This is a genomic window from Vagococcus salmoninarum, from assembly GCF_003987495.1.
Taxonomy (GTDB): domain Bacteria; phylum Bacillota; class Bacilli; order Lactobacillales; family Vagococcaceae; genus Vagococcus_D; species Vagococcus_D salmoninarum.
The window spans coordinates 13266-33703 of record NZ_NGJU01000011.1 but is presented as its reverse complement, the minus strand read 5'-3'; the positions used below and the strand labels follow the sequence as shown (position 1 = coordinate 33703).

At 39.7% G+C, this 20438-nt stretch carries 18 protein-coding genes; 17 read left to right on the top strand and 1 reads right to left on the bottom strand.

From position 1 onward, the window contains the following. The first annotated feature begins 13 nt into the window (after positions 1-13). The 17 genes from CBF35_RS08195 to CBF35_RS08115 all read left to right on the top strand — a co-directional run bounded on the left by CBF35_RS08195 (position 14) and on the right by CBF35_RS08115 (position 19351). Complete coding sequence (locus CBF35_RS08195; RefSeq protein ID WP_126779978.1) at positions 14-937, top strand: ABC transporter substrate-binding protein; 924 nt, start codon at positions 14-16, stop codon at positions 935-937. A 112-nt stretch (positions 938-1049) separates the two neighbouring features. Beyond that, complete coding sequence (locus CBF35_RS08190; RefSeq protein ID WP_126779976.1) at positions 1050-2072, top strand: FecCD family ABC transporter permease; 1023 nt, start codon at positions 1050-1052, stop codon at positions 2070-2072. Continuing rightward, positions 2069-3082: a FecCD family ABC transporter permease gene (locus CBF35_RS08185; RefSeq protein ID WP_126779974.1), complete on the top strand. Its 1014-nt coding sequence runs from the start codon at positions 2069-2071 to the stop codon at positions 3080-3082. Before CBF35_RS08190 ends, CBF35_RS08185 begins: the two co-directional genes overlap by 4 nt. A 15-nt stretch (positions 3083-3097) precedes the next feature. Continuing rightward, a complete protein-coding gene (locus CBF35_RS08180) occupies positions 3098-3880 on the top strand; it encodes an ABC transporter ATP-binding protein (RefSeq protein ID WP_126779972.1) in 783 nt (260 codons plus the stop codon). 162 nt (positions 3881-4042) lie between these two features. Next, positions 4043-5836 carry a sigma-54-dependent Fis family transcriptional regulator gene (locus tag CBF35_RS08175; protein ID WP_170174753.1) on the top strand — a complete coding sequence of 598 codons (1794 nt, stop codon included), beginning with the start codon at positions 4043-4045 and terminating at the stop codon, positions 5834-5836. Positions 5837-6032: 196 nt separating this feature from the next. Beyond that, the gene (gene lpdA / locus CBF35_RS08170; RefSeq protein ID WP_126779968.1) at positions 6033-7379 is read left to right on the top strand and encodes a dihydrolipoyl dehydrogenase; all 1347 of its coding nucleotides are present in this window, start codon (positions 6033-6035) and stop codon (positions 7377-7379) included. Between the two features lie 95 nt (positions 7380-7474). After that, positions 7475-8440: a thiamine pyrophosphate-dependent dehydrogenase E1 component subunit alpha gene (locus CBF35_RS08165; RefSeq protein ID WP_126779966.1), complete on the top strand. Its 966-nt coding sequence runs from the start codon at positions 7475-7477 to the stop codon at positions 8438-8440. A 14-nt stretch (positions 8441-8454) separates the two neighbouring features. Next, entirely contained in the window at positions 8455-9477 is a 1023-nt protein-coding gene (locus CBF35_RS08160) for an alpha-ketoacid dehydrogenase subunit beta (protein ID WP_126779964.1), read from the top strand. Between the two features lie 18 nt (positions 9478-9495). Next, positions 9496-10698 carry a dihydrolipoamide acetyltransferase family protein gene (locus CBF35_RS08155; RefSeq protein ID WP_126779962.1) on the top strand — a complete coding sequence of 401 codons (1203 nt, stop codon included), beginning with the start codon at positions 9496-9498 and terminating at the stop codon, positions 10696-10698. Between the two features lie 149 nt (positions 10699-10847). Beyond that, positions 10848-12149 (top strand): hemolysin family protein, encoded by a 1302-nt coding sequence (locus tag CBF35_RS08150; protein ID WP_126779960.1) that lies wholly within the window; start codon positions 10848-10850, stop codon positions 12147-12149. A 470-nt stretch (positions 12150-12619) separates the two neighbouring features. Continuing rightward, positions 12620-13453, top strand: a complete 834-nt coding sequence (locus tag CBF35_RS08145; protein ID WP_126779956.1) for a DUF975 family protein — start codon at positions 12620-12622, stop codon at positions 13451-13453. 252 nt (positions 13454-13705) lie between these two features. Continuing rightward, complete coding sequence (locus CBF35_RS08140; protein WP_407290309.1) at positions 13706-15265, top strand: ABC transporter substrate-binding protein; 1560 nt, start codon at positions 13706-13708, stop codon at positions 15263-15265. A 100-nt stretch (positions 15266-15365) separates the two neighbouring features. Next, complete coding sequence (locus CBF35_RS08135; protein ID WP_126779952.1) at positions 15366-16325, top strand: ABC transporter permease; 960 nt, start codon at positions 15366-15368, stop codon at positions 16323-16325. Then, a complete protein-coding gene (locus CBF35_RS08130) occupies positions 16322-17152 on the top strand; it encodes an ABC transporter permease (protein ID WP_126779950.1) in 831 nt (276 codons plus the stop codon). The genes CBF35_RS08135 and CBF35_RS08130 overlap by 4 nt, the downstream gene beginning before the upstream one ends. Positions 17153-17155: 3 nt before the next feature. Continuing rightward, complete coding sequence (locus tag CBF35_RS08125; protein WP_126779948.1) at positions 17156-18055, top strand: ABC transporter ATP-binding protein; 900 nt, start codon at positions 17156-17158, stop codon at positions 18053-18055. After that, positions 18052-18957, top strand: a complete 906-nt coding sequence (locus CBF35_RS08120) for an ABC transporter ATP-binding protein (RefSeq protein ID WP_126779946.1) — start codon at positions 18052-18054, stop codon at positions 18955-18957. Before CBF35_RS08125 ends, CBF35_RS08120 begins: the two co-directional genes overlap by 4 nt. 1 nt (position 18958) lies before the next feature. Beyond that, complete coding sequence (locus CBF35_RS08115) at positions 18959-19351, top strand: OsmC family protein (RefSeq protein WP_126779944.1); 393 nt, start codon at positions 18959-18961, stop codon at positions 19349-19351. Positions 19352-19395: 44 nt separating this feature from the next. Here the strand turns inward: CBF35_RS08115 and CBF35_RS08110 are convergent, their stop codons facing one another. Continuing rightward, entirely contained in the window at positions 19396-20364 is a 969-nt protein-coding gene (locus tag CBF35_RS08110) for an NAD-dependent epimerase/dehydratase family protein (RefSeq protein WP_126779942.1), read from the bottom strand. Positions 20365-20438 lie beyond the last annotated feature (74 nt).

Sequence of the window (20438 nt, the reverse complement as noted above, 5' to 3'; positions counted from 1 at the left end):
AAGGAGCATTATAATGAAGAAGGTCAAAAAATTAGTGGGGTTATTAAGTGTTATCGGATTAAGCGTGTTACTAGTCGCCTGTAGTAGTCAATCAGGCAGTGCAACAACGGGTAAAAAAGAGACAAAGATGGTAAAAACAGAAATGGGTGAGATTGAAATTCCCGTTAATCCTCAACGAGTACTAGTTAATTGGTACGTTGGCGATCTGTTAGCTTTAGATATTACACCAGTCGGGTATGCTGGCTGGGCCCAAGAAACGATGACTTTTTACGACACATTAAAAGATATTCCAGCAATTGAAAAATGGGAAAAAGAAGAATTGCTATCTTATGAACCAGATTTAATTATTACTTATGACAAAGCCGACTTTGACAAATTCGCCAAAGTTGCCCCAGTTTTAGTAATTCCAGAAGGTGGGATGACACCGATTGAACGGGTGGAATTTTTAGGGGAAGCCTTAGGTAAAGAAGAGGCAGCTAAAAAGGCGGTGACTAACTTTGAGACTAGTTTGGCTCAAGCCAAAGATTTATTTGCTAAACCAGAGTATCAAGATAAAACCTTTAGTGTCTTTCAAGACTGGGGCAGTGATTCCTACGGAGTATACTTTGAAACTGGCTCCCGTGGTGGGACAATTTTGTACGACTACTTAAACTTAAAAAAACCGGCTAAATTAGAAGAGCTGATTGAAAGTTCAGGAGAGGGCCGTGGCGCTCTTTCTTACGAAGTAGCAGCAGATTACTTCGGTGACTACGTCATGTGGTTCTTACAAGAAGACAAGCCCTCAGAATTTGCCGAAACGGCTATTTGGAAAAGCATTCCCGCTGTTAAAGCCGATCATGTGACGTCGATTCCTGGTGAATACACTGGCTTATTCTTCTACTCAGATGTTTTGAGCTTAACGGGCCAATTAGATTATTTTGTTAAAAATTTAAAGTAACTAAATAGGTTGCGAAAGCTAAGTTAAAGAAATGTGCAAATCGACCACCTAGTTAACTCTGGAAAAGAGTTTTAGGTGGTTTTTATTATGAAATAGAAGAGAGGTGTTTTTAATGAAGGCAGAAGCTAAAAATAAACAAGGTTCAGTTAATTTTGGGATGATTCTCTTAATTGGCGGTCTTTTACTTGTAGTGGCTAGTTTCGCATCCATTTCTTTTGGAGCCGCAGAGATGGACTTGAAAACAGCTTGGGGAGCCTTGTTTAAGTTTGAGCCTAGTTTAACGGAACATCAAATCGTTCGAACTTTACGTCTGCCACGAACCTTAGCAGATATTATTGTTGGGGCAAGTTTAGCAGTTTGTGGGGCAATTATGCAAGGGACGACTCGTAATCCCTTAGCTGATTCTGGTTTGATGGGAATTAGCTCTGGGGCAACCTTTGCGATTGCCTTATGTTTAGCTTTTTTACCTCACCGAACATACGGCCAAATGATGGCTTTTGCCTTTGTTGGGGCGGCTGTCACAACGGGTCTGACTTATTTTGTAGCTTCAGTCGGCAAACGAGGCATGACCCCTCAACGGTTAGTCTTAGCCGGAATTTCGATTTCGATGTTGTTTGGCTCTTTAAGTTCTTATGTGGCGATTCGCTTTCATCTAGGTCAAGCCTTGACTTACTGGTCAGCCGGTGGAACAGCTGGGGCGAAGTGGTCGGAATTATTATTAATTTTACCATTCTTCATTGGTGGCATTTTAGGGGCAATTGCTCTTTCCCCTGGGGTGACCATGTTGAGTTTAGGTGAAGATGTGGCAATTGGTTTAGGCTTAAACACAAAACGAGTTAAGGGCCTTGGAACAATAATTGTCCTAGTCTTAACAGGCCTTTCGGTAGTAGTCGTTGGCCCAGTTGGCTTTGTGGGCTTAATTGTTCCTCACATGATGCGTTACTTTGTCGGAGTTGATTACCGTTACATCATTCCAGCAAGTGCCTTATACGGCGGGGTGTTAACCTTAATCGCTGATTTAATTGGCCGAGTCATCAATCCCCCTTTTGAAACACCGATGGGAATCATTTTTTCAGTCATCGGCGTGCCTTTCTTTTTATATTTAGTTAAAACGCAACGGAGGGAATTTCAATGAGGGAAACGAAGCAAAGTGTCACGAAAAAAATTAGCTTAATTCTTAGTTTAAGCCTGTTGTTAGTCTTAATTAGCATTATTGGCATGAACGTCGGCAAGATGAGTCTCAACCCTCTAGAAGTTTGGCAAGTCATCAAAGGTCAAGGGGCGCCACAACAAGAATTAATCGTCTACGAGTTTCGGTTGCCACGAATCTTATTAGCCCTTTTAGTTGGTGTCGGTATGGGTGTCTCAGGCAGCATTATGCAAAGTTTATTACGAAATGATATGGCAAGTCCCGGCACTTTAGGGATTAGTTCAGGCTCGGGGTTATTCGTCTTATTATATATCGCCATTTATTCACCATCAGGTATTTCTTCACCACTGGCTTTACCGATTCTAGCTTTTATTGGCGGTTTAATTGCTGCCCTTTTAATCTTCTTCTTAGCGTATCGACCAGGTCGGCAAGTTTCTCCGACTGGTTTAATTTTAACGGGAGTCGCTGTTGGTAGTGGCTATAGCGCCTTAACGACGTTAGTGAGTTTAAAGCTAGATCAACGACAAATGGATTTTATGCAAAAATGGCAAGCCGGCAATCTCTGGGGAGATGAATGGGTTTTTATTAAAATTTTAGCCCCATGGGTCATTATCTTATTTTTATACAGCCTGTATAAATCACCAGTCTTGAATACTTTAAATTTAGGGGAAGAGACAGCTACCGGTTTAGGTGTCAGAGTAAAAGCAGAGTTTATTGGACTAGCCTTAACTGCGGTGGCTCTATCTTCAGCGAGTGTCGCTTTAGGAGGGAATTTCTTTTTTGTCGGGATGATTGCTCCCCATATGGCCCGGAAGCTTGTCGGACCGAATCATCAGTATTACTTACCAGTGGCAGCCTTAACCGGTGCGATTATTATTTTATTAGCAGATACGATTACTAGAACGATTAGTTTTGGCACGGATATGCCAACCGGGATTGTCATTACTGTTTTAAGTACCCCCTATTTCTTATATTTATTGGCAAAGGCGGATTAAGGAGGTCAATTGGCCATGGAAAGAATTAAAACGGAAGCATTATCAATTAGTTATGAGGATCACTTAGTTGTGGAAGGCTTGGACTTAACTTTAACAGCGAGTAAAATCACTTCTATTATTGGGCCTAATGGCTGTGGCAAATCAACTATTTTAAAAGCCATCGGTCGGGTCTTAAAAAGTAACAAAGGGGTAGTTTATCTTGACGGTAGCGACATTAGTCAATTACCCACGAAAGAATTAGCTAAAAAAATGGCGATTTTACCTCAAACACCGACGGCTCCTAGTGGCCTAACAGTGGCAGAGTTAATTGCCTACGGCCGCTTTCCCCACCAAAAAGGTTTCGGGCGCTTACGAACTGAAGACCGGGAGATAATTGAGTGGGCCTTAAAAGTAACGAAACTCACTAATTTTAGCCAACGAGAAGTCGATAGTTTATCAGGTGGCCAACGGCAACGGGTTTGGATTGCCATGGCCTTAGCCCAACAGACGGAACTGATTTTACTCGATGAACCGACAACTTACTTAGATTTAGCCCATCAATTAGAAATCTTAGAACTACTGAAAGAATTAAACCAGAGTCAACACTGTACAATTGTGATGGTTCTCCATGACTTAAATTTAGCTGCCCGCTTTTCAGATTATATGATCGGTATTAGCCAAGGAAAAATTATCAGTCAAGGGACCCCAATTGAAGTTATGACACCTGAAGTGTTACGAGCAGCCTTTCAGATTGAAGCGGATATTATGATTGAACCAAAGACCCAGCGGCCAATCTGTTTGACTTATGATTTAGTGTAAAAATAAAAAGCTTAGTTTTTCACAACGAGATAAGTTTGTGAATTAGCTAGGCTTTATTTCTATTTTAATAGATGAATTCTAGTAAAATAGCCAAAAACATGGTATTCTTTAGATGAAATGAAGCCCTTACATTACAACGCTGAACAAACTAGGAGTGATCAGATGAACATGCAAGAATCATTATGGAATGAGTTAATCCAAGAACCTTCAATGAAAGCCTTAATGTTACCAGAAGTAATTGCTGAATCATGGGAATACTGTCGTCTAGCAGAAGTGAATCCTTATATCACTAAAGGTAAGAGTAAGATTGAGCTACTAACGTTAAAACGAAAAACCCAAGAAAACCGAGGGCTGATTGATTTAATCAAACAGGAGATTACTAAATACCAAAAATTATTTAAAGTGACACGACCAATTTTCATCTTAACCGATAAAGAGGGTTGTATTATTTGGCGTGAAGGTAATCACGAAACTAAAGATTATGCCAATGACATTACTTTTGTTGAAGGCAGCATTTGGACGGAAAAAGCTGTCGGAACAAATGCCATTGGGATTACGTTACGAACGAACCAAAGTGTGACAGTCCATGGCTATGAACATTACTCGGTAGCTTCTCATCCATTTACTTGTTCCTCTGTGCCGATTCATGATGAGCAAAATCAGCTCATCGGTTGCTTGGATATCTCGTCATTTGACCAGCGAGAATTTGATCAATACACGTTATTAGCCTTGCAAATGATCAGTAAAACGGTTCAAAGAAATTTTATCAAAGCCAACTTGGCACGTAAGGAACATTTGTTAGAGTATTTATTTAAAACAGATAAAATTGGCGTCCTCTGTGATGATAAAGATCAGATTATCAAAATCTCTGAAGAGTTAGAGCTTGATGATAGTCAGTGGTTAGGAAGGGACTTACAGGAATTAAAAAAAAGCCATAAGTTAAAGACAGCAGGGGAGAAAATTTACTATGAAGGGTCAATTGTTGGCTATTTCTATCAGCGGCAAGGGGAGCGACCGCCTGCTTCTTTTAAAATTTTTGGCATTGATTCAAAAAATCAAGCTTACCGGCAATTTTTATTTCAACTGCAAAAAGTGGCTCAAAGCTCGTTACCAGTTCACCTTTATGGGGAATCAGGAAGTGGTAAAGAATTAGCTGCTAAAACGATTCACCATAATAGTCTTGGTAAAGAGGGGCCGCTAGTAGCTGTTAACTGCGGGGCATTAAGTGAGAATCTTTTAGAAAGTGAACTTTTTGGCTATGTCAGTGGCGCCTTCACTGGTGCTCAAGGGAAAGGCTATAAAGGAAAAATCTTACAAGCCCATGGGGGGACGCTCTTTTTAGATGAAGTTGATAGCATGTCAAAACCGATGCAAGCAGCTCTGTTACGGGTCTTAGAAGATCAGGAAGTCACACCTTTAGGCGGGGAAGTAGCTGTTAAATCAGAGTTTAGGCTGATTACTGCTAGCAACCGGGATTTACGTGAGCTAGTTAAAACAAATGAATTTCGTTTAGATTTATTTTATCGTTTGTATGTCGCCCCTTTGACGATTCCGCCATTACGAGAGCGCCAAGAAGATATGAAAGTTCTGATTCAAGCATTCGCCAAAGAAAAAAACTGGCAAATCACATGGTTAGAGCAAGTGATTGCCGTGACAAATGATTACCGTTGGGAAGGGAATATTCGCGAACTACGTAATTTTTTAGAGCGTCTGTATTTGTATTATCCAGTTGAAGCCCCTAGTCTCGAAGAACTTCGAGAAGTCATTCAAGTAGGGGCGGTTAATTTAAAAGACAAGGCCCCTTCAGATGAGCATAAATCAAGGGAACAACTGAAGTTAGAAGCTGCCTTAGCCAAACATCATTTTCATTTATCCAAGACGGCAAAAGAACTAGGGATAGCTAGAAGCACCTTGTATCGTTGGCTAACTAAGTATCAAATTGAATTACCTGAATAGGACAAGACCGGACAAAACCGCTACAATTTTGTAGCGGTTTTTTTGTGCTGATTTCACAAACCTTGATATTAAGCTCTTTTATGATTGGCATGAAACTTGCTTTTATTAAGACAAGAGCCTAGGAAGGGAGGAAGGTTACTAAAGCAAGTCCAAAGGATTCTTTCATAATTCAAAAGTTAGAAAGCATGGTGAAGAGATGAAAAGATTTGACATAGCGATTATCGGCGCTGGCCCAGGCGGGTATGTAGCAGCTATCGAAGCCGCTAATTTAGGGAAATCAGTTGTCGTTTTTGAAAAACAAGCACTGGGAGGAACTTGCTTAAACGTCGGCTGTATTCCTTCAAAAAGTTATTTGAAACATGCCGATTGGTTAAAGCAAATTAGCGAGGCTAAGAAATTCGGTATTAAAAGTACTATTGAAGAGCTTGATTTTTCAAAATTAGTCGACCGTAAAGATCAAGTGGTTAGTGGCTTACAGCAAGGGATTAATTATCTCTTTCAACAAGGGAAAATCACTTTAGTTGAAGGCGAAGCCCGTTTAAATACAGAGGCAGAGATTGAAGTTAAGGAGGAACGTTACCAATGGGATAAACTTATTTTAGCTACTGGTAGTCGACCTTTTGTTCCGCCGATTCCGGGCATCGAAACAGCTAATTACTTAACGACAGATACATTTTTTGAAATGAGAACGTTACCAAAAGAACTAGTGATTATTGGCGGTGGGGTCATTGCGATTGAATTAGCCTTTGCTATGGCGCCTTTAGGGGTAGCTGTCAGCGTTGTGGAAGTAGCAACTGACATTTTATTAACAGAAGACTTAGAAGCGCGGGAGATTATCAAAAAAGAGTTAATTAAGTTAGGAGTGACGGTTTATCCTCAAGCTCAGATTACTGAAGTTAAAGCCCAAAGCTTAGTACTAAGTAATAAAACCTTAACTTTCGATCAGTTATTAGTTGCCACTGGTCGTGTTAGCAATTTAGAACTTGTGGATCAACTAGGCTTAGTTAAAACTCCAGATGGAAAAAAATTAAAAGTTAATGACTACTATCAAACGAGTGACCCAAATATTTATGGCATTGGCGACCTTCTCGATAGTTACATGTTGGCTCATGTGGCGAGCAAAGAAGGGCTTAAAGCGGTTCGACACATTACTGGGCAACCAGAAAAGAGTGTTAAAGAACACTTAGTTCCTAAGTGCGTTTATACGACACCAGAAATCGCTAGTTTTGGCCTAACAGAAGCAGCGGCTGAAGCCCAAGGATATGAAGTTTTAGTAGCTTCAGCACCCTTCAGTAATAGTGGTAAAGCAATTTCAGCCAATGAAACCCTCGGCTTCGTTAAAATCATCGCTGACAAAAAATATCATGAAATCTTAGGGGCAGTCATTGTTGGTAGTCACGCCACTGAATTAATCCACACGATTTTAGGGGTTAAAGAAGCTGAAGGTCGACTAGAAGAATTAGCGACAATGATTTTCGCTCATCCAACCTTAGCCGAAACGATTGGTGAACTGGCTGGCGAATTATTAAAAACAACAAAATAAACGAGGAGGACCTTAACGCTTTAGCGTTTAGAAATTTAGGCTACCGGTTAACAAAATCAATAGATTAACAGCAAGATAAACAAGGAGGACTTAACATGGAAAAAATGACTAAAGAAAAAGCCGCATGGGCTTATCAAACAATGCAAGACATTCGTAACTTTGAGGATGAGGTTCACCGGATTTTTACAACAGGGCAAATCCCTGGTTTTGTCCATTTATACGCTGGTGAAGAAGCAATCGCTACAGGTGTCTGTGCTCATTTAACGGATAAAGATTACATTACGAGTACCCATCGTGGTCACGGTCACTGTATTGCAAAAGGCTGTGATTTAAACGGCATGATGGCTGAGATTTTTGGTAAAGCTACTGGTCTTTGTAAAGGTAAGGGCGGATCAATGCATATTGCGGATATCGACAAAGGCATGTTAGGGGCAAACGGCATGGTTGGTGGCGGTTTCCCAATCGCTGTTGGCGCAGGCTTACGGAATAAATATTTAAAAACGAAAGACGTTGCAATTTGCTTCTTCGGTGACGGAGCAGCTAACGAAGGGACTTTCCACGAAGGGATTAACATGGCGGCTATTTGGAAATTGCCGGTCGTCTTTGTCTGTGAGAACAACTTCTTTGCTGAAGCAACTCCCCAATCATACTCATCAGGTTCCGAGACGATTGCTGAGCGGAGTGTGGCTTACGGTATCCCTGGTGTGCGAGTCGATGGCAAAGATTTATTAGCTGTCTATGAGGCCGCTGGTGAAGCCATTGACCGGGCCCGGAATGGTGAAGGGCCAAGTATCGTTGAATGTGTGACTTATCGTGATTATGGCCACTTTGAAGGCGACGAACAAAAATACAAAGCGAAAGAAGGTTCGGAAAAAGACTTAGCCAATCGTGATTGTTTGCCAGAATTTAGAGCTGTTGCGATTAAAAATAAATGGTTAACAGCTAAACAAGCCGATGAGATAGAAGCAACTTCAGTAGCGGATACTGAAACAGCTGTTAAGTTTGCCCAAGATAGTCCAGTTCCAAGTCCTGAAGCATTATACGAAGATGTCTATAAATAGGAGAGTGAAGAAAAATGACTAGAAAAATTACATTTATGCAATCAATTAATGAAGCACTAGATATGGCAATGGAAAAAGACGACCGGGTTTTCTTAATCGGTGAAGATATTGCTGGTGGAACAGGCGTCGATCACCTAGAAGGGGAAGGGGCCTGGGGCGGCGTTTTCGGAGTGACTAAAGGTTTAGTTGAAAAACATGGTACAGACCGAGTCATTGATACGCCGATTTCCGAAATGGGTTATATGGGAGCCGCAGTTGGAGCTGCAGCTACAGGGTTAAGACCAGTACCAGAATTAATGTTTAATGATTTTATTGGTTTCTGTTTTGATACCTTACTAGCTCAAGGCTCAAAAATGCGCTACATGTTTGGTGGCAAAGCCTCGATTCCAATGACTGTTCGAACTTGTCATGGGGCTGGTGCATCAGCGGCAGCGCAACACTCGGGCTCTTATTACGGCATCTTCGGTTCAGTGCCAGCAATTAAAGTCGTTGTACCTTCGAATCCTTATGATGCCAAAGGCTTACTGCTATCAGCCATTGAAGACGATAACATTGTGATTTTTTCCGAAGACAAAACTTTATACGGCTTGAAAGGTGAGGTCCCAGAAGACTATTACACCGTTGAAATTGGCAAAGCTAAAGTTAAACGAGAAGGCACTGATTTAACAATTGTGACGATTGGGAAAATGCTTTATGTCGCTTTAGAAGTCGCTGAAGAGTTAAGTAAAGCTAATGTGTCAGTTGAAGTGATTGATTTAATAACTGTTGCCCCTTGGGATCAGGAAACAATTTTAGCATCAGTTAAAAAAACTGGTCGCTTAATCATTATTGATGAAGCCAATCCTCATAATAATACTGCCACTGATATTTCTTCAGTTATGGCAGATCTGGCCTTTGACTACTTAGATGGACCAATCAAATGTGTTTGTTCGCCAAATACGCCAGTTCCCTTTGCGACAAACTTAGAAGCTTTATACTTACCAAATAAAGAAAAAGTATTAGCCAAAGCAGCAGAATTGATTGAGGACTTAAAATAGGAAAGGCGGTGACAACTCATGGCAGAAAATTTAATTATGCCGACTTTAGGCTTAACGATGACCGAAGGAACTGTTGATCAATGGTATAAAAACATTGGCGACTCAATTGAAAAAGGGGAAGCTGTTTGCTCAATTAGTTCAGAAAAATTAACAAATGATGTGGAGGCGCCAATTAGTGGGACGTTATTAGCAATTATTACCGAGGCTGGTGGGACAGCTTTATGTCAGGCAGCGATTGGCGTGATTGGTGAAGCTGGGGAAGAAGTCCCAGAAACTACTGGCACAGTGGCGGAAAAACCAGAAGTAGAAGAACTAGTTCAAGAGCCAACTATAGCAATAGAGGCAGTCAGACCAGTGACTAGAAAGGCTGGGGGACGACTTTTTGCAACTCCTTTAGCGCGGAAAATCGCTCATGAAAAAGGTTATGAACTGTCTGAAATCAAAGGGACTGGTGGCAATCAGCGAATTACTCGCCGAGACGTTGACAATCATGTCCCACAAGTTGTCGAAACTGTGGCTAAGACAAGTCAAGCTGGTGCCGGTCTGACAGGTATGCGGAAGGTCATTGCCCAACGGATGCACAACAGTCTGCAACAAGCAGCTCAACTAACCTTACATAAAAAAGCTGATATTACTGCTTTAATGACTTTTAGAAAAGACTTGAAAAAGAATGCTGGTCAACATCTGGATAAAGGGGCTATTAGCTTGAATACGTTAGTGATTAAAGCTGTGACTTTAGCCTTAGTTGATTACCCAGAGTTAAATGCTTGGTATGGTGAGGGCGAACACCAACAATTGTCAGAAGTTAATATGGGAGTTGCCGTAGCAGTCCCTGAGGGGTTAATGGTACCAGTCTTAAAAAATACGAATCAACAAAGTTTAACTAGCTTAGCCCAAGGCTTTAGTGAAATCACTAGTGGAGCTAAAAATGGGACTTTAGCTAGTGACTTATTAAGTGGCTCAACCTTTACTATTTCTAATTTAGGCCAAAGTGGGATAGAATACTTTACGCCAATCTTAAACACGCCAGAAGTTGGTATTTTAGGTGTTGGTACCGGTCAATCTCGTTTAGCCTTCAACAGTGACAAAGAAATTGAAGAGCGTTTAGAACTGCCATTAAGCTTAACCTTTGATCATCAAGTGATTGATGGGGCACCAGCTGGGGAGTTCTTGCAGCAAATTTGTTTCTACTTAGAAAATCCTTATTTATTAGTTGTCTAACTAAAATCTACTTTAGCTTTTCCTCAGACTAACCACTGAGGAAAAGCTTCTTTTGTCTTGGAAAAAGCTTCTAAAACAAAAAAAGCTTGTGAGTTGCTGAATTTATGGGATAATATAGGAAGAAATTAGAAAATAGAAGGAGCAACACCATGATTATAAATCTCTTGATTTTAACTTTAATGATTTTGCTGACGGCCTTTTTTGTGGCAGCCGAGTTTGGTTTAGTTAAAATCAGACGAAGTCAATTAGAAAACTTATCCCAAAATGGCAATAAAAAAGCCACGTTAGCCTTAGAAATTGTTAGTCAACTAGACGAATACTTGAGCGCCTGCCAACTAGGTATCACTTTAACCTCACTAGCAATCGGTTGGTTAGGGGAAGGCACGGTTAGACAGTTAATTACCCCAGTAATGGATTCACTTCCCTTACCACAAAAATCTGTCGGTATTATCTCGTTAATTCTCGCCTTTTCATTAATTACCTTTGTTCATGTCGTGATTGGCGAACTAATTCCGAAGTCTTTTAGTATTAACATGACAGAAAAAGTTGTTTTAGGGGTAGTCACTCCCTTACATTATTTTTATAAAATTACTTATCCCTTTATTTGGTTGTTAAACTCATCTGCTAATGGTATTAGTAAATTATTTGGGTTGAATTATCTCGGTGAAGGGGAAGAAACCCATTCCCAAGAAGAATTATTATTAATCGCTAATGAAAGCTTGCGCCATGGAGAAATTAACCAAGACGAATTTGAATTTTTAAACAATGTTTTTGACTTTGATGAATTAATTGGTAAAGAAATTATGGTGACCCGAGTCGATATGGAAGTCATTCCAGCCACAAGTACCGTTGAAGAAGCGCTAAACTTTGCGATTTCAACTGGTCATAGCCGTTTTCCAGTTATTCAAAAAACGAAAGATGATGTCATTGGTTACGTGACGATGCAAGATTTAATTAAAACTTACATGAGCAAACCAAAAGCTAGTTTAAATCATCTAATTAAAGAACCGATTAGCTTTTTAGAAACCATTCCAGTCAAACATTTATTGACAGAGATGCAAAAAGAACACAAACATTTTGCGATTTTAGTTGATGAATACGGTGGCACTAGTGGACTTGTGACGATTGAAGATATTTTAGAAGAAATTGTTGGTGACATTCAAGACGAACGAGATCGGGAAGTTGCTAGTGTGGAAGAAATTGGACCTGATGAGTATTTAGTTTCAGGAACAACGGATTTATCTGACATCGAAGACTTGTTTGACGTGGATTTCCCAGAGGATAATGAAAATATTACGATTGGTGGCTTTTTGACTGACTTGTACCAACAAGAAGTCGCTGCTGGCTTTACGTGTCAGTATCAAGACCTTAAAATTGAGGTTATTTCAATGAATAAAGTCATGATTAATCGTTTGAAAATTAAGAAAGTAGTTGCGGAGCCTATTGAGTAATAGGATTTTTAACCAATTAACTTGACTAACACCCAAGAGCTAGTTTATCCTGTAAGGACTAGCAGTACTTGAGCACTTGAGCTCCTTAACCACTTAACTAGTTCGCTCCGTTTAACAGTTAGGAGTGTTCAATATGGAAAAGAAATTACAGAGGTTTGCTAAGAAAAACCAGAAAAGAAACATTTTTTATAATTTATTGTCGATTATTTTATCATTGCTGTAGCTAAGAAAAAATAGTTAGACTAGCACTAGGCTCTTATTTTGGGGCGTGCTAGTCTATTTTTTATACAAAGCTAAGGGGTTAATGTAAAAACTGACACTTAAATTAGTTTATAATGATTATTTATTAGTTGCTGTTGTAAAAAGATTGAATTTAACTTAAACTATAAAAGGGTCTTTTTTTGTTCTGTGAAGTTCAAATAAAGATGGTTTAAAAACATTTAAATACAAAATAGTATTGGAGAGAAAAAATGAGTAAGTGTCAGAGTTGTGGATCAGAAGTTAACAAAGAAATGGAACGATGTGAGACTTGTGGGTTAAAAGTCGGCAGTCAGTCGGATCACAGTTTTAAAGAAGTTGAAGAAGTGGTGACTAGAGAAGTTGTTACTGGGGTAAATATGAGCCGTAGGGAACTCAAAGAAGCCGCCCAAAGACAATTGTCAGGAACTTACGGCAATTGGTTACAGACCATGTTAGTCTGTGGCGCAATGATTATTATCCCCTTCGTGATATTTTGGCGTGTCACCTTAAAAGTTGGCGAAATTAATTTTTATAATAGCTTAGGTTATAGTGCTGATTCAGTAGGTGGTTGGGTGTTTTTTGCCATTATTCTTTATTTAGTTTTATTATTAGGGGTCTGTGTTAGCCAAAGTTTGATTCAATGGACAGCGATTTTAAGTTTAGAGGGCCGTAAACTAAGTGGTCTTAAGTTACTTAATCGTTTAATCAATCAGAAAAAAGGCCGAGTCATTAGAGCTAACGTCTTAATTGCTTTATATACCTTCTTTTGGTCCCTGTTATTAGTCATTCCAGGGGTAGTCAAAGGTGCCGGTTATGCCATGACGAACTACTTATTAGCAAAAAATGAGGACTTAATGATTGGTGAAGCCATTGAACTTAGTCAAAAAATGATGAAAGGTTATAAATTAGAGTATTTAATTCTACTTTATTCATTTACTATTTGGAATTTATTGACGGTTTATTCCTTAGGAATGTTCGGTTTGTATACAATGCCTTATCAAGGCATGACAACAATCATGTTTTTAGATAAATGTTACGACAACTACATAACTAATAACCCTTAACCTTTAGTAAACTAACTGATTTATTTAATCAGTTAGTTTTTTTATTTATGAATATAAAAAAGGCTTACATGGGAGGTGAAACGTCTATTATATCTAGGTTTTTTAAGCATATAAAAATTTACTAGTATTTTGTTAGTAAATCTAGGACCATTTGATTGACGGATAACCGTTGATTTCGCTATACTTAAGCCTATTAAAAAAATGATTGAAAGATCCTTTAAATCAATTAATCATCTAAGAAAGAAGGAAGATTTGATGGAGAAGAAATGGTTTATTAGTTTAATTGCGTTGTCGGGGCTAGTGTTAGCTGCTTGTGGCGCAGAAAAAGAGGCGACACCCTCAGAAAAAACTGACAAGGACACCTTTACCTATGGTATTAGTGGGGATCCAACGTCCCTTAATCCGCTAAATGTTGGAGATCGTTGGGGCTTAACAGTTGCCAATATGATCTACTCACCATTAATTAGAATCGAAGGCGACGGTAACCAGAAGTTTGAGTTAGCCGAAAGTTTAGAACCTGCTGCAGATGGCTTATCATTAACAGTTAATTTAAAAGATAATATTACTTGGTCCGATGGGGAAGCCTTTACTGCGGACGACGTTGTTTTCACTTATGAACAAAAAGCGAAAAAAGAAAATGGTGGGGCAGATAGTCTGTGGGTCAATGACCAACCGATTAAAGCTGAAAAAGTCGATGACCAAACGGTGAAATTTGTGTTACCTTCAGTCAGTGCCGCAGCAATTAACAACATTGCCACAGAAACGTATATTTTACCTGAGCATATTTATAAAGACGAAGCTGATTTTTCAGGCAGTGAATTAAAAGCTGATCCAGTTGGAACTGGCCCTTACAAATTAGATAATTACAAACGAGGAGAATATTTACAATTCTCAGCAAATGAGACGTATTATGGTGGCAAACCTAGTGTTCCTAAAGTTACTTTAAGAATTATTACGAGTGCCGATACAACAAAAGTCGCCTTACAAAAAGGTGAAATTGATGCCTCATTTGTTTTACCAAATAATATTAAAGACTTAGACGAGACTAAAATTGATACTTACGAGTACAGTGAAAACCGGGTAGGTTACTTAGGTTTAAACAGTGCTTCTGATAAATTAAAAGATGTCAAAGTTCGACAAGCAATTCTTTTTGCTTTAAACAAAGAAGATCTAAACAAAGCAGCTTACTTATCAGATAAGTATTACGACAATGCTTACTCAATTTTACCGCCAGCGAATCCTTTTTATTCTGACAAGGTAGAAAAATATACGACTGATGTTGAGAAATCAAAAGCGTTGCTAAGTGAAGCTGGGGTAACAGACTTGAAAATTAATTTAGGGTTTAGTTCCGACGATCCGGCTCAAACAGTCCAAGCAACCTTGATTCAACAACAATTACAAGCTGCTGGAATTACAGTTGAGTTAGCTGGTGGTGACGGCTCTGCCATGTTTACTGAGTTACGTAAACCAGGTTCAACGAAATACGATTTATTTATGGGTGGCTATATTATGGGGAACGATCCAGATTTATATTCAGCCTTATTCCAATCAGAAGGTTCAGCTAATTACTTCCAATATAAGAGCGAGGCAACGGATAAACTCTTTGCTGATGGAGCTGTTGAACTAGACGAAGCCAAACGTAAAGACATTTATGCCGATTTACAAGCACAAATTGCTGAAGATGCCGCTTTTTATCCGATTGTTGATAGTCGTAAAGTCTTAGCAGTGAATAACCAAGTTCAAAACATAACTGATGCTGGGTTAGTACCAATCTATACTTTTGAAGATTTAGCAAAAATTACAATCAAATAAGTCGACAAATGAACTGGTAAAGACAAACAAACGAAGCTTCACAAGTCTGCCTTTGTGCAATTTGTGAAGCTTTTCTATCTTTTAAGAAGGATGTGTTAGTATGGCTAAATACATAGCCAAGCGAATCTTACAAGTGATTCCGATGTTACTTGTGGTTTCATTTATTGTGTTTTCATTAATCCAATTAGCGCCTTATGACGCCATTGATGCCATTACCACACCGAATATGTCCCAAGAAGCGATTGATTTATTACGGGCCCGTTACGGCTTAGATCAACCCTTTTTAGTGCAATACGTCTTGTGGTTAAAAAATATTTTAACTGGTGACTTAGGCTACTCTCTAGTCAGTCAACAAAGTATTAGTAGTGAATTAGCAATCCGGATACCGAATACGATTAAATTAATTTTACCAGCCTATATTACTGCCTTACTCTTAGCAATTATCTTAGGATTAGTAGCTGGTGCCTATAAAGGTCGCTTTGTTGACCGATTAATTGACGGTATTTGTTCAGTTGGTATTTCAATGCCAACATTTTGGTTTGCGATGATTATGATTTATTTTCTAGGGTACCGCTTCGATCTGTTACCGATTATTGGCATGCACACAGTTGGCATGGAAGACTCATTCTCAGACTTCTTGCAACATTTCATCATGCCTTATCTTGTTTTAGTCGTTGCCTTTTTCCCAGACTTAACTCGTTACGTCCGCTCTTCGACCATGTTACAGTTGTCAGAAGACTACGTCATGGTCCAACGCTCTTTTGGGGCAACGAAACGGGAAATTTTTGCTAATCATATTAGTAAAAATGTCTTATTGCCAATTGTTACCCAAATTGGTTTAGCTTTACCGATGTTAGTAACTGGGGCGATTATTACTGAAAGTATTTTTGGTTGGCCGGGAATTGGCCCTTTCTTAATGACAGCAACTAAAGGACTAGACTATCCCGTCATTATGGCAGTGATGTTATTATCAGCCACCTTAGTTATTCTTGGGAATTTATTATCAGATGTTTTATACACAATTGTTGATCCACGTATCGGACAGGAGGGGACGAAATGATTAAGAAAAATCACTGGCGGCGGGTCTTACGCCAAACCCCAAGTTATTGGATTCCGATTATCTTTTTAAGTTTCTTAATCCTCTTAGCTTTGTTCGCGCCATTAATCCCGATTGACCCAAATGCAACGGATGTTGGTAATATGTCTGCTAGTCCAAGTTTTCAACATATTTTTGGAACGGATGAAATTGGTCGAGATTACTTTATCCGCGTCGTCTACGGTGGCCGCGTTTCCTTACTCGTGGGGATTTTAGCGATGTTAGCTTCGACTTTAATTGGGACCTTAGTTGGCTTGATTTCAGGCTACTTTGGAGGTTGGATTGATAGTGTCTTAATGCGTTTTGTCGATATTTTATCGTCAATTCCTTGGATGGTCTTAGTCATCGTTTTAAGTGTCTTGTTGAAACCAGGCTTAGTGACGATTATCTTTGTCATCGGTTGTTTTTCATGGATGAACATTGCCCGTCTCGTCCGAGCAGAAACCTTATCAGTTAAGGAACGAGACTATGTGACTTACGCTAATTTTATTGGCGAAAAGCACAGCCAAGTCATTCGTCGCCACGTCTTACCAGCAGTGGTGCCAACCTTGATTGTCGCTGCAACTGGCAGTATTTCCGGAGCGATTATGACGGAATCGGCTTTAAGTTTCCTCGGAGTTGGGATTCAACCACCGATGGCTTCTTGGGGTAGTCTCTTACAAAATGCCCAAAGTAGTTTACAAAATGCGCCGTACATGGCGGTTTTACCAGGTTTATTCGTGATTTTAACAGTCTATTCCTTTAATAGCTTAGGTAATTTATTACGAGACGTTGTTCGGATGGAGGGCTAACAGATGACAAATATTATTGAAATTAAAAATTTAGAAATTGCCTTTCAAAAAAAAGGCGAAAATATCCAAAAAATCATTCATGGCATTGATTTGGATATTCCGAGAGGCCAAATCGTCGGCATCGTCGGCGAATCTGGTAGTGGGAAAAGTATTTCTATGAAAGGCATCATGAATATTTTACCTGAAAATAGCCAGTTAGCTTATGATAGCTTTGAGTTTGATGGTCAACAAATCCAAAGTAACCAACGGAATCGTGAAGCGATTCCAGCGGCGATGATCTTCCAAGATCCGATGACCGCCTTAAATCCTTTACGGACAATCGGTTATCATCTCATCGAAGTCATACAACGTTTTAGTAAAACAAGTAAAAAAAATGCGACAGCTTTAGCGATTAAAGAACTAGAAAAAGTCGGCATCGGTTTACCAGAAAAACGAATGAACCAATACCCTCATGAACTGTCAGGCGGCATGCGTCAGCGAATTATGATTGCCATGGCTCTACTAGCAAAACCGAAATTACTAATCGCTGACGAACCAACGACGGCCTTAGATGTGACGATTCAGGCGCAAATTTTAAATTTAATTCGCCGTTTACAACGTGAAGAAGACTTATCTGTGATTTTAGTGACCCATGACTTTGGGATTGTGGCTGGCATGTGTCAAAGCATTAAAGTCATGTACCAAGGTCAGATTGTTGAAGAAGGCAGTACCGATGAAATCTTTTACGAAGCGGCTCATCCTTACACGCAAGAATTACTGAAAGCCATTCCTTCTGGAGAAAAAGGTCAGCGTCTTTATTCTGTTGGCAATCATTCTTCGGAATCAGTTAAAGGCAATCAAGGCAAACTAGTTAATTTAAGCCCGACACATCGAGTCTTAAAAGAGGAGGCTGCAGGCAAATGACTGAAGAATTAATTAAAGTTACTGGGGCTAAAAAGTATTTTCCAGTAAAAAATAGTTTTGGCCAAGTTAAAACCGTCGTTAAGGCTGTGGATGATGTTTCTTTAACGATTCGTAAAGGGGAAACGCTAGGCTTAGTCGGCGAATCTGGTAGTGGTAAAACAACGCTAGGTCGCAGTATTTTACAATTAGAAGAATTAAATGAAGGGGAAATCTTTTTCGCTGGTCAGGAGTTACGGAGTCTGTCAAAAAAAGACCGCCGTGCCTTCCATAAACGGATGCAAATTATTTTTCAAGACCCCTATTCTTCTTTAAATCCGCAGCTTACGGCTTTAGAGCAAGTGATGGAACCTTTAAGCTTACTTTTTTCAAAAAGTGAGGCTCAGGCAAAAGCCATTGACATGTTAGAAAAAGTCGGCTTAACTGGGCAAGACATTTATAAATACCCAAGAGAGTTTAGTGGCGGTCAACGTCAACGGATTGGCATTGCCCGGGCAGTCGCCGTGGAACCGGAATTTATCTTATGTGATGAGCCGATTTCGGCTTTAGATGTCTCGATTCAAGCCCAAATTATTAATCTCTTAGTTGATTTACAAAAACAATTAAAATTAACTTACTTGTTTATTTCCCATGATTTATCCATGGTTCGGTATATTTCTGATCGAATTGCCGTCATGTATTTAGGGAAGCTAGTCGAAGTGGGACCGACGCAACGAATTTTTGATAATCCCCAACACCCGTATACGAAAAAACTTTTATCAGCGATTCCCATTGCTGATCCTAAGCTAGCACGAGCGGCTTATGATGAGACAACTCAAGAAGAGCAAGTTAAAATAGAAGCAGATAGTTTAACTGACTGGGTCGAAATCGAACCAGATCATTTTGTCGCAAAGGAGCGAAACTAATATGAGTCAAGATCGTATTGAATTAGTCCAAGGTCAAACAGGCATTGAATTGCCGCTAGCAGCCGGTAACTGGGTGATGTTGAGAGAAGAAGGCTATTCTCCTGTGCAAAGTTTAGTGGCCGCTGTGGGCGCATGTGGGGCTTATGTCTATCAATCAGTTTTAGAAAAGTCACGAATTCCTTTTACTTTTGAACGAGCAACAGCGGATTATAGCCGTGATGCCGAAAAAGCTACCGAACCAGTTAAAAGTATCAGCCTGACTTTTTATGTTTCAGTGGCACCGGAATTACAAGAACGGGCAGAACGGGCATTAAAATTAGTTAGCAAAAACTGTCCAGTGATTCAATCTTTAAATCCAGAAATCGAAGTTGTAGAGCACGTTGTTTTTCAATAAAAATACCGAATGACTAAGTGAAAACTCAGTCATTCGGTATTTTTTTAAACACATTCTTTTAATGTTTCGACAATTGATCCTAGGACGTCGTCAGCTTGGTAGCCTAAAATTGCCATCGTTTCTTGGGGATCAATATGGAGGTCTTCTGTTTGAAGTTTTGAGCTGACAGTCATATGCATGCCGTGTTCTAAGCCTTCTGCTTCGGCAGCAGCATCAATACCGGCATAGACTGCAGCCAGACTTTCATAAGGAACAACGGGAATCGTTGTTGTTTCAGTTTGACCAAGAGCCTCAACCATCATTTGATAAAAATCAGCATAGCTCATATTAATGCCACCAATCGCGTAAGTGCCACGATGTTGCCCATTTTCTAAAGCACCTAAAGCAGCTTGAGCCACTTGGGTCGCCGTGACCATGGCTGTCCCACCTTTTAAAGCAGGGAAAGTTTCTTGGCCTTTAATTTGGTCAGTAAACATTTTCCAAAGAGGGGTTTTGCCAGGCATCGTCCCAAAGATATAAGGTAAGCGGAGACTAGTCACCGTCATTGCTCCTTCACCTTCGCAAAAAGCAACTTGTTCTTGCAGTAATCGGGTGCTCGGGTAGGCTTGATTTCGTAAATGATACTCAGGCAGACGTTCCGCAAATTCTGCAAAATAAGAACCGAAAACGACAAACTTTTTAACCCCAGCCGCTTTCGCTAAACGGGCAATCCGTTGGGTCGGTAAAACATTCGCTTCGTAGAAAAACTTGAAAGCCGGTTTCTTAGGAACAACCCGTTCGTCAGCGCCAGCGGCATAAATAAAGCCTTGGCAATCAGCTAGATAAGCAATAATTTCCTCATCGGACATCTCAAAAAAGTTACCAATGGAACAGTCAACTTCTTCAGGAATTAAGCCTGCTTCAGGCATGGGAGGTAAAGACATTGTTTTAACCTCATAACCTTTCGCTAAACATTCTTTCATCGTATAGTAACCTAAGAAGCCTGTGCCACCTAAAATAAAGATTTTTTTCATTTTTCTTCACTCCTTAATTGTGATTGTAATCACATGATAACGAATTTCCAAAGAAAGCATAAGGCGAATAAAAG

Bases quoted from the DNA above. Each gene is read 5' to 3' on its own strand.
- CBF35_RS08195 (WP_126779978.1), top strand. From the start codon at position 14: ATGAAGAAGGTCAAAAAATTAGTGGGGTTATTAAGTGTTATCGGATTA.
- CBF35_RS08190 (WP_126779976.1), top strand. From the start codon at position 1,050: ATGAAGGCAGAAGCTAAAAATAAACAAGGTTCAGTTAATTTTGGGATG.
- CBF35_RS08185 (WP_126779974.1), top strand. From the start codon at position 2,069: ATGAGGGAAACGAAGCAAAGTGTCACGAAAAAAATTAGCTTAATTCTT.
- CBF35_RS08180 (WP_126779972.1), top strand. From the start codon at position 3,098: ATGGAAAGAATTAAAACGGAAGCATTATCAATTAGTTATGAGGATCAC.
- CBF35_RS08175 (WP_170174753.1), top strand. From the start codon at position 4,043: ATGAACATGCAAGAATCATTATGGAATGAGTTAATCCAAGAACCTTCA.
- lpdA (WP_126779968.1), top strand. From the start codon at position 6,033: ATGAAAAGATTTGACATAGCGATTATCGGCGCTGGCCCAGGCGGGTAT.
- CBF35_RS08165 (WP_126779966.1), top strand. From the start codon at position 7,475: ATGGAAAAAATGACTAAAGAAAAAGCCGCATGGGCTTATCAAACAATG.
- CBF35_RS08160 (WP_126779964.1), top strand. From the start codon at position 8,455: ATGACTAGAAAAATTACATTTATGCAATCAATTAATGAAGCACTAGAT.
- CBF35_RS08155 (WP_126779962.1), top strand. From the start codon at position 9,496: ATGGCAGAAAATTTAATTATGCCGACTTTAGGCTTAACGATGACCGAA.
- CBF35_RS08150 (WP_126779960.1), top strand. From the start codon at position 10,848: ATGATTATAAATCTCTTGATTTTAACTTTAATGATTTTGCTGACGGCC.
- CBF35_RS08145 (WP_126779956.1), top strand. From the start codon at position 12,620: ATGAGTAAGTGTCAGAGTTGTGGATCAGAAGTTAACAAAGAAATGGAA.
- CBF35_RS08135 (WP_126779952.1), top strand. From the start codon at position 15,366: ATGGCTAAATACATAGCCAAGCGAATCTTACAAGTGATTCCGATGTTA.
- CBF35_RS08130 (WP_126779950.1), top strand. From the start codon at position 16,322: ATGATTAAGAAAAATCACTGGCGGCGGGTCTTACGCCAAACCCCAAGT.
- CBF35_RS08125 (WP_126779948.1), top strand. From the start codon at position 17,156: ATGACAAATATTATTGAAATTAAAAATTTAGAAATTGCCTTTCAAAAA.
- CBF35_RS08120 (WP_126779946.1), top strand. From the start codon at position 18,052: ATGACTGAAGAATTAATTAAAGTTACTGGGGCTAAAAAGTATTTTCCA.
- CBF35_RS08115 (WP_126779944.1), top strand. From the start codon at position 18,959: ATGAGTCAAGATCGTATTGAATTAGTCCAAGGTCAAACAGGCATTGAA.
- CBF35_RS08110 (WP_126779942.1), bottom strand. From the start codon at position 20,364: ATGAAAAAAATCTTTATTTTAGGTGGCACAGGCTTCTTAGGTTACTAT.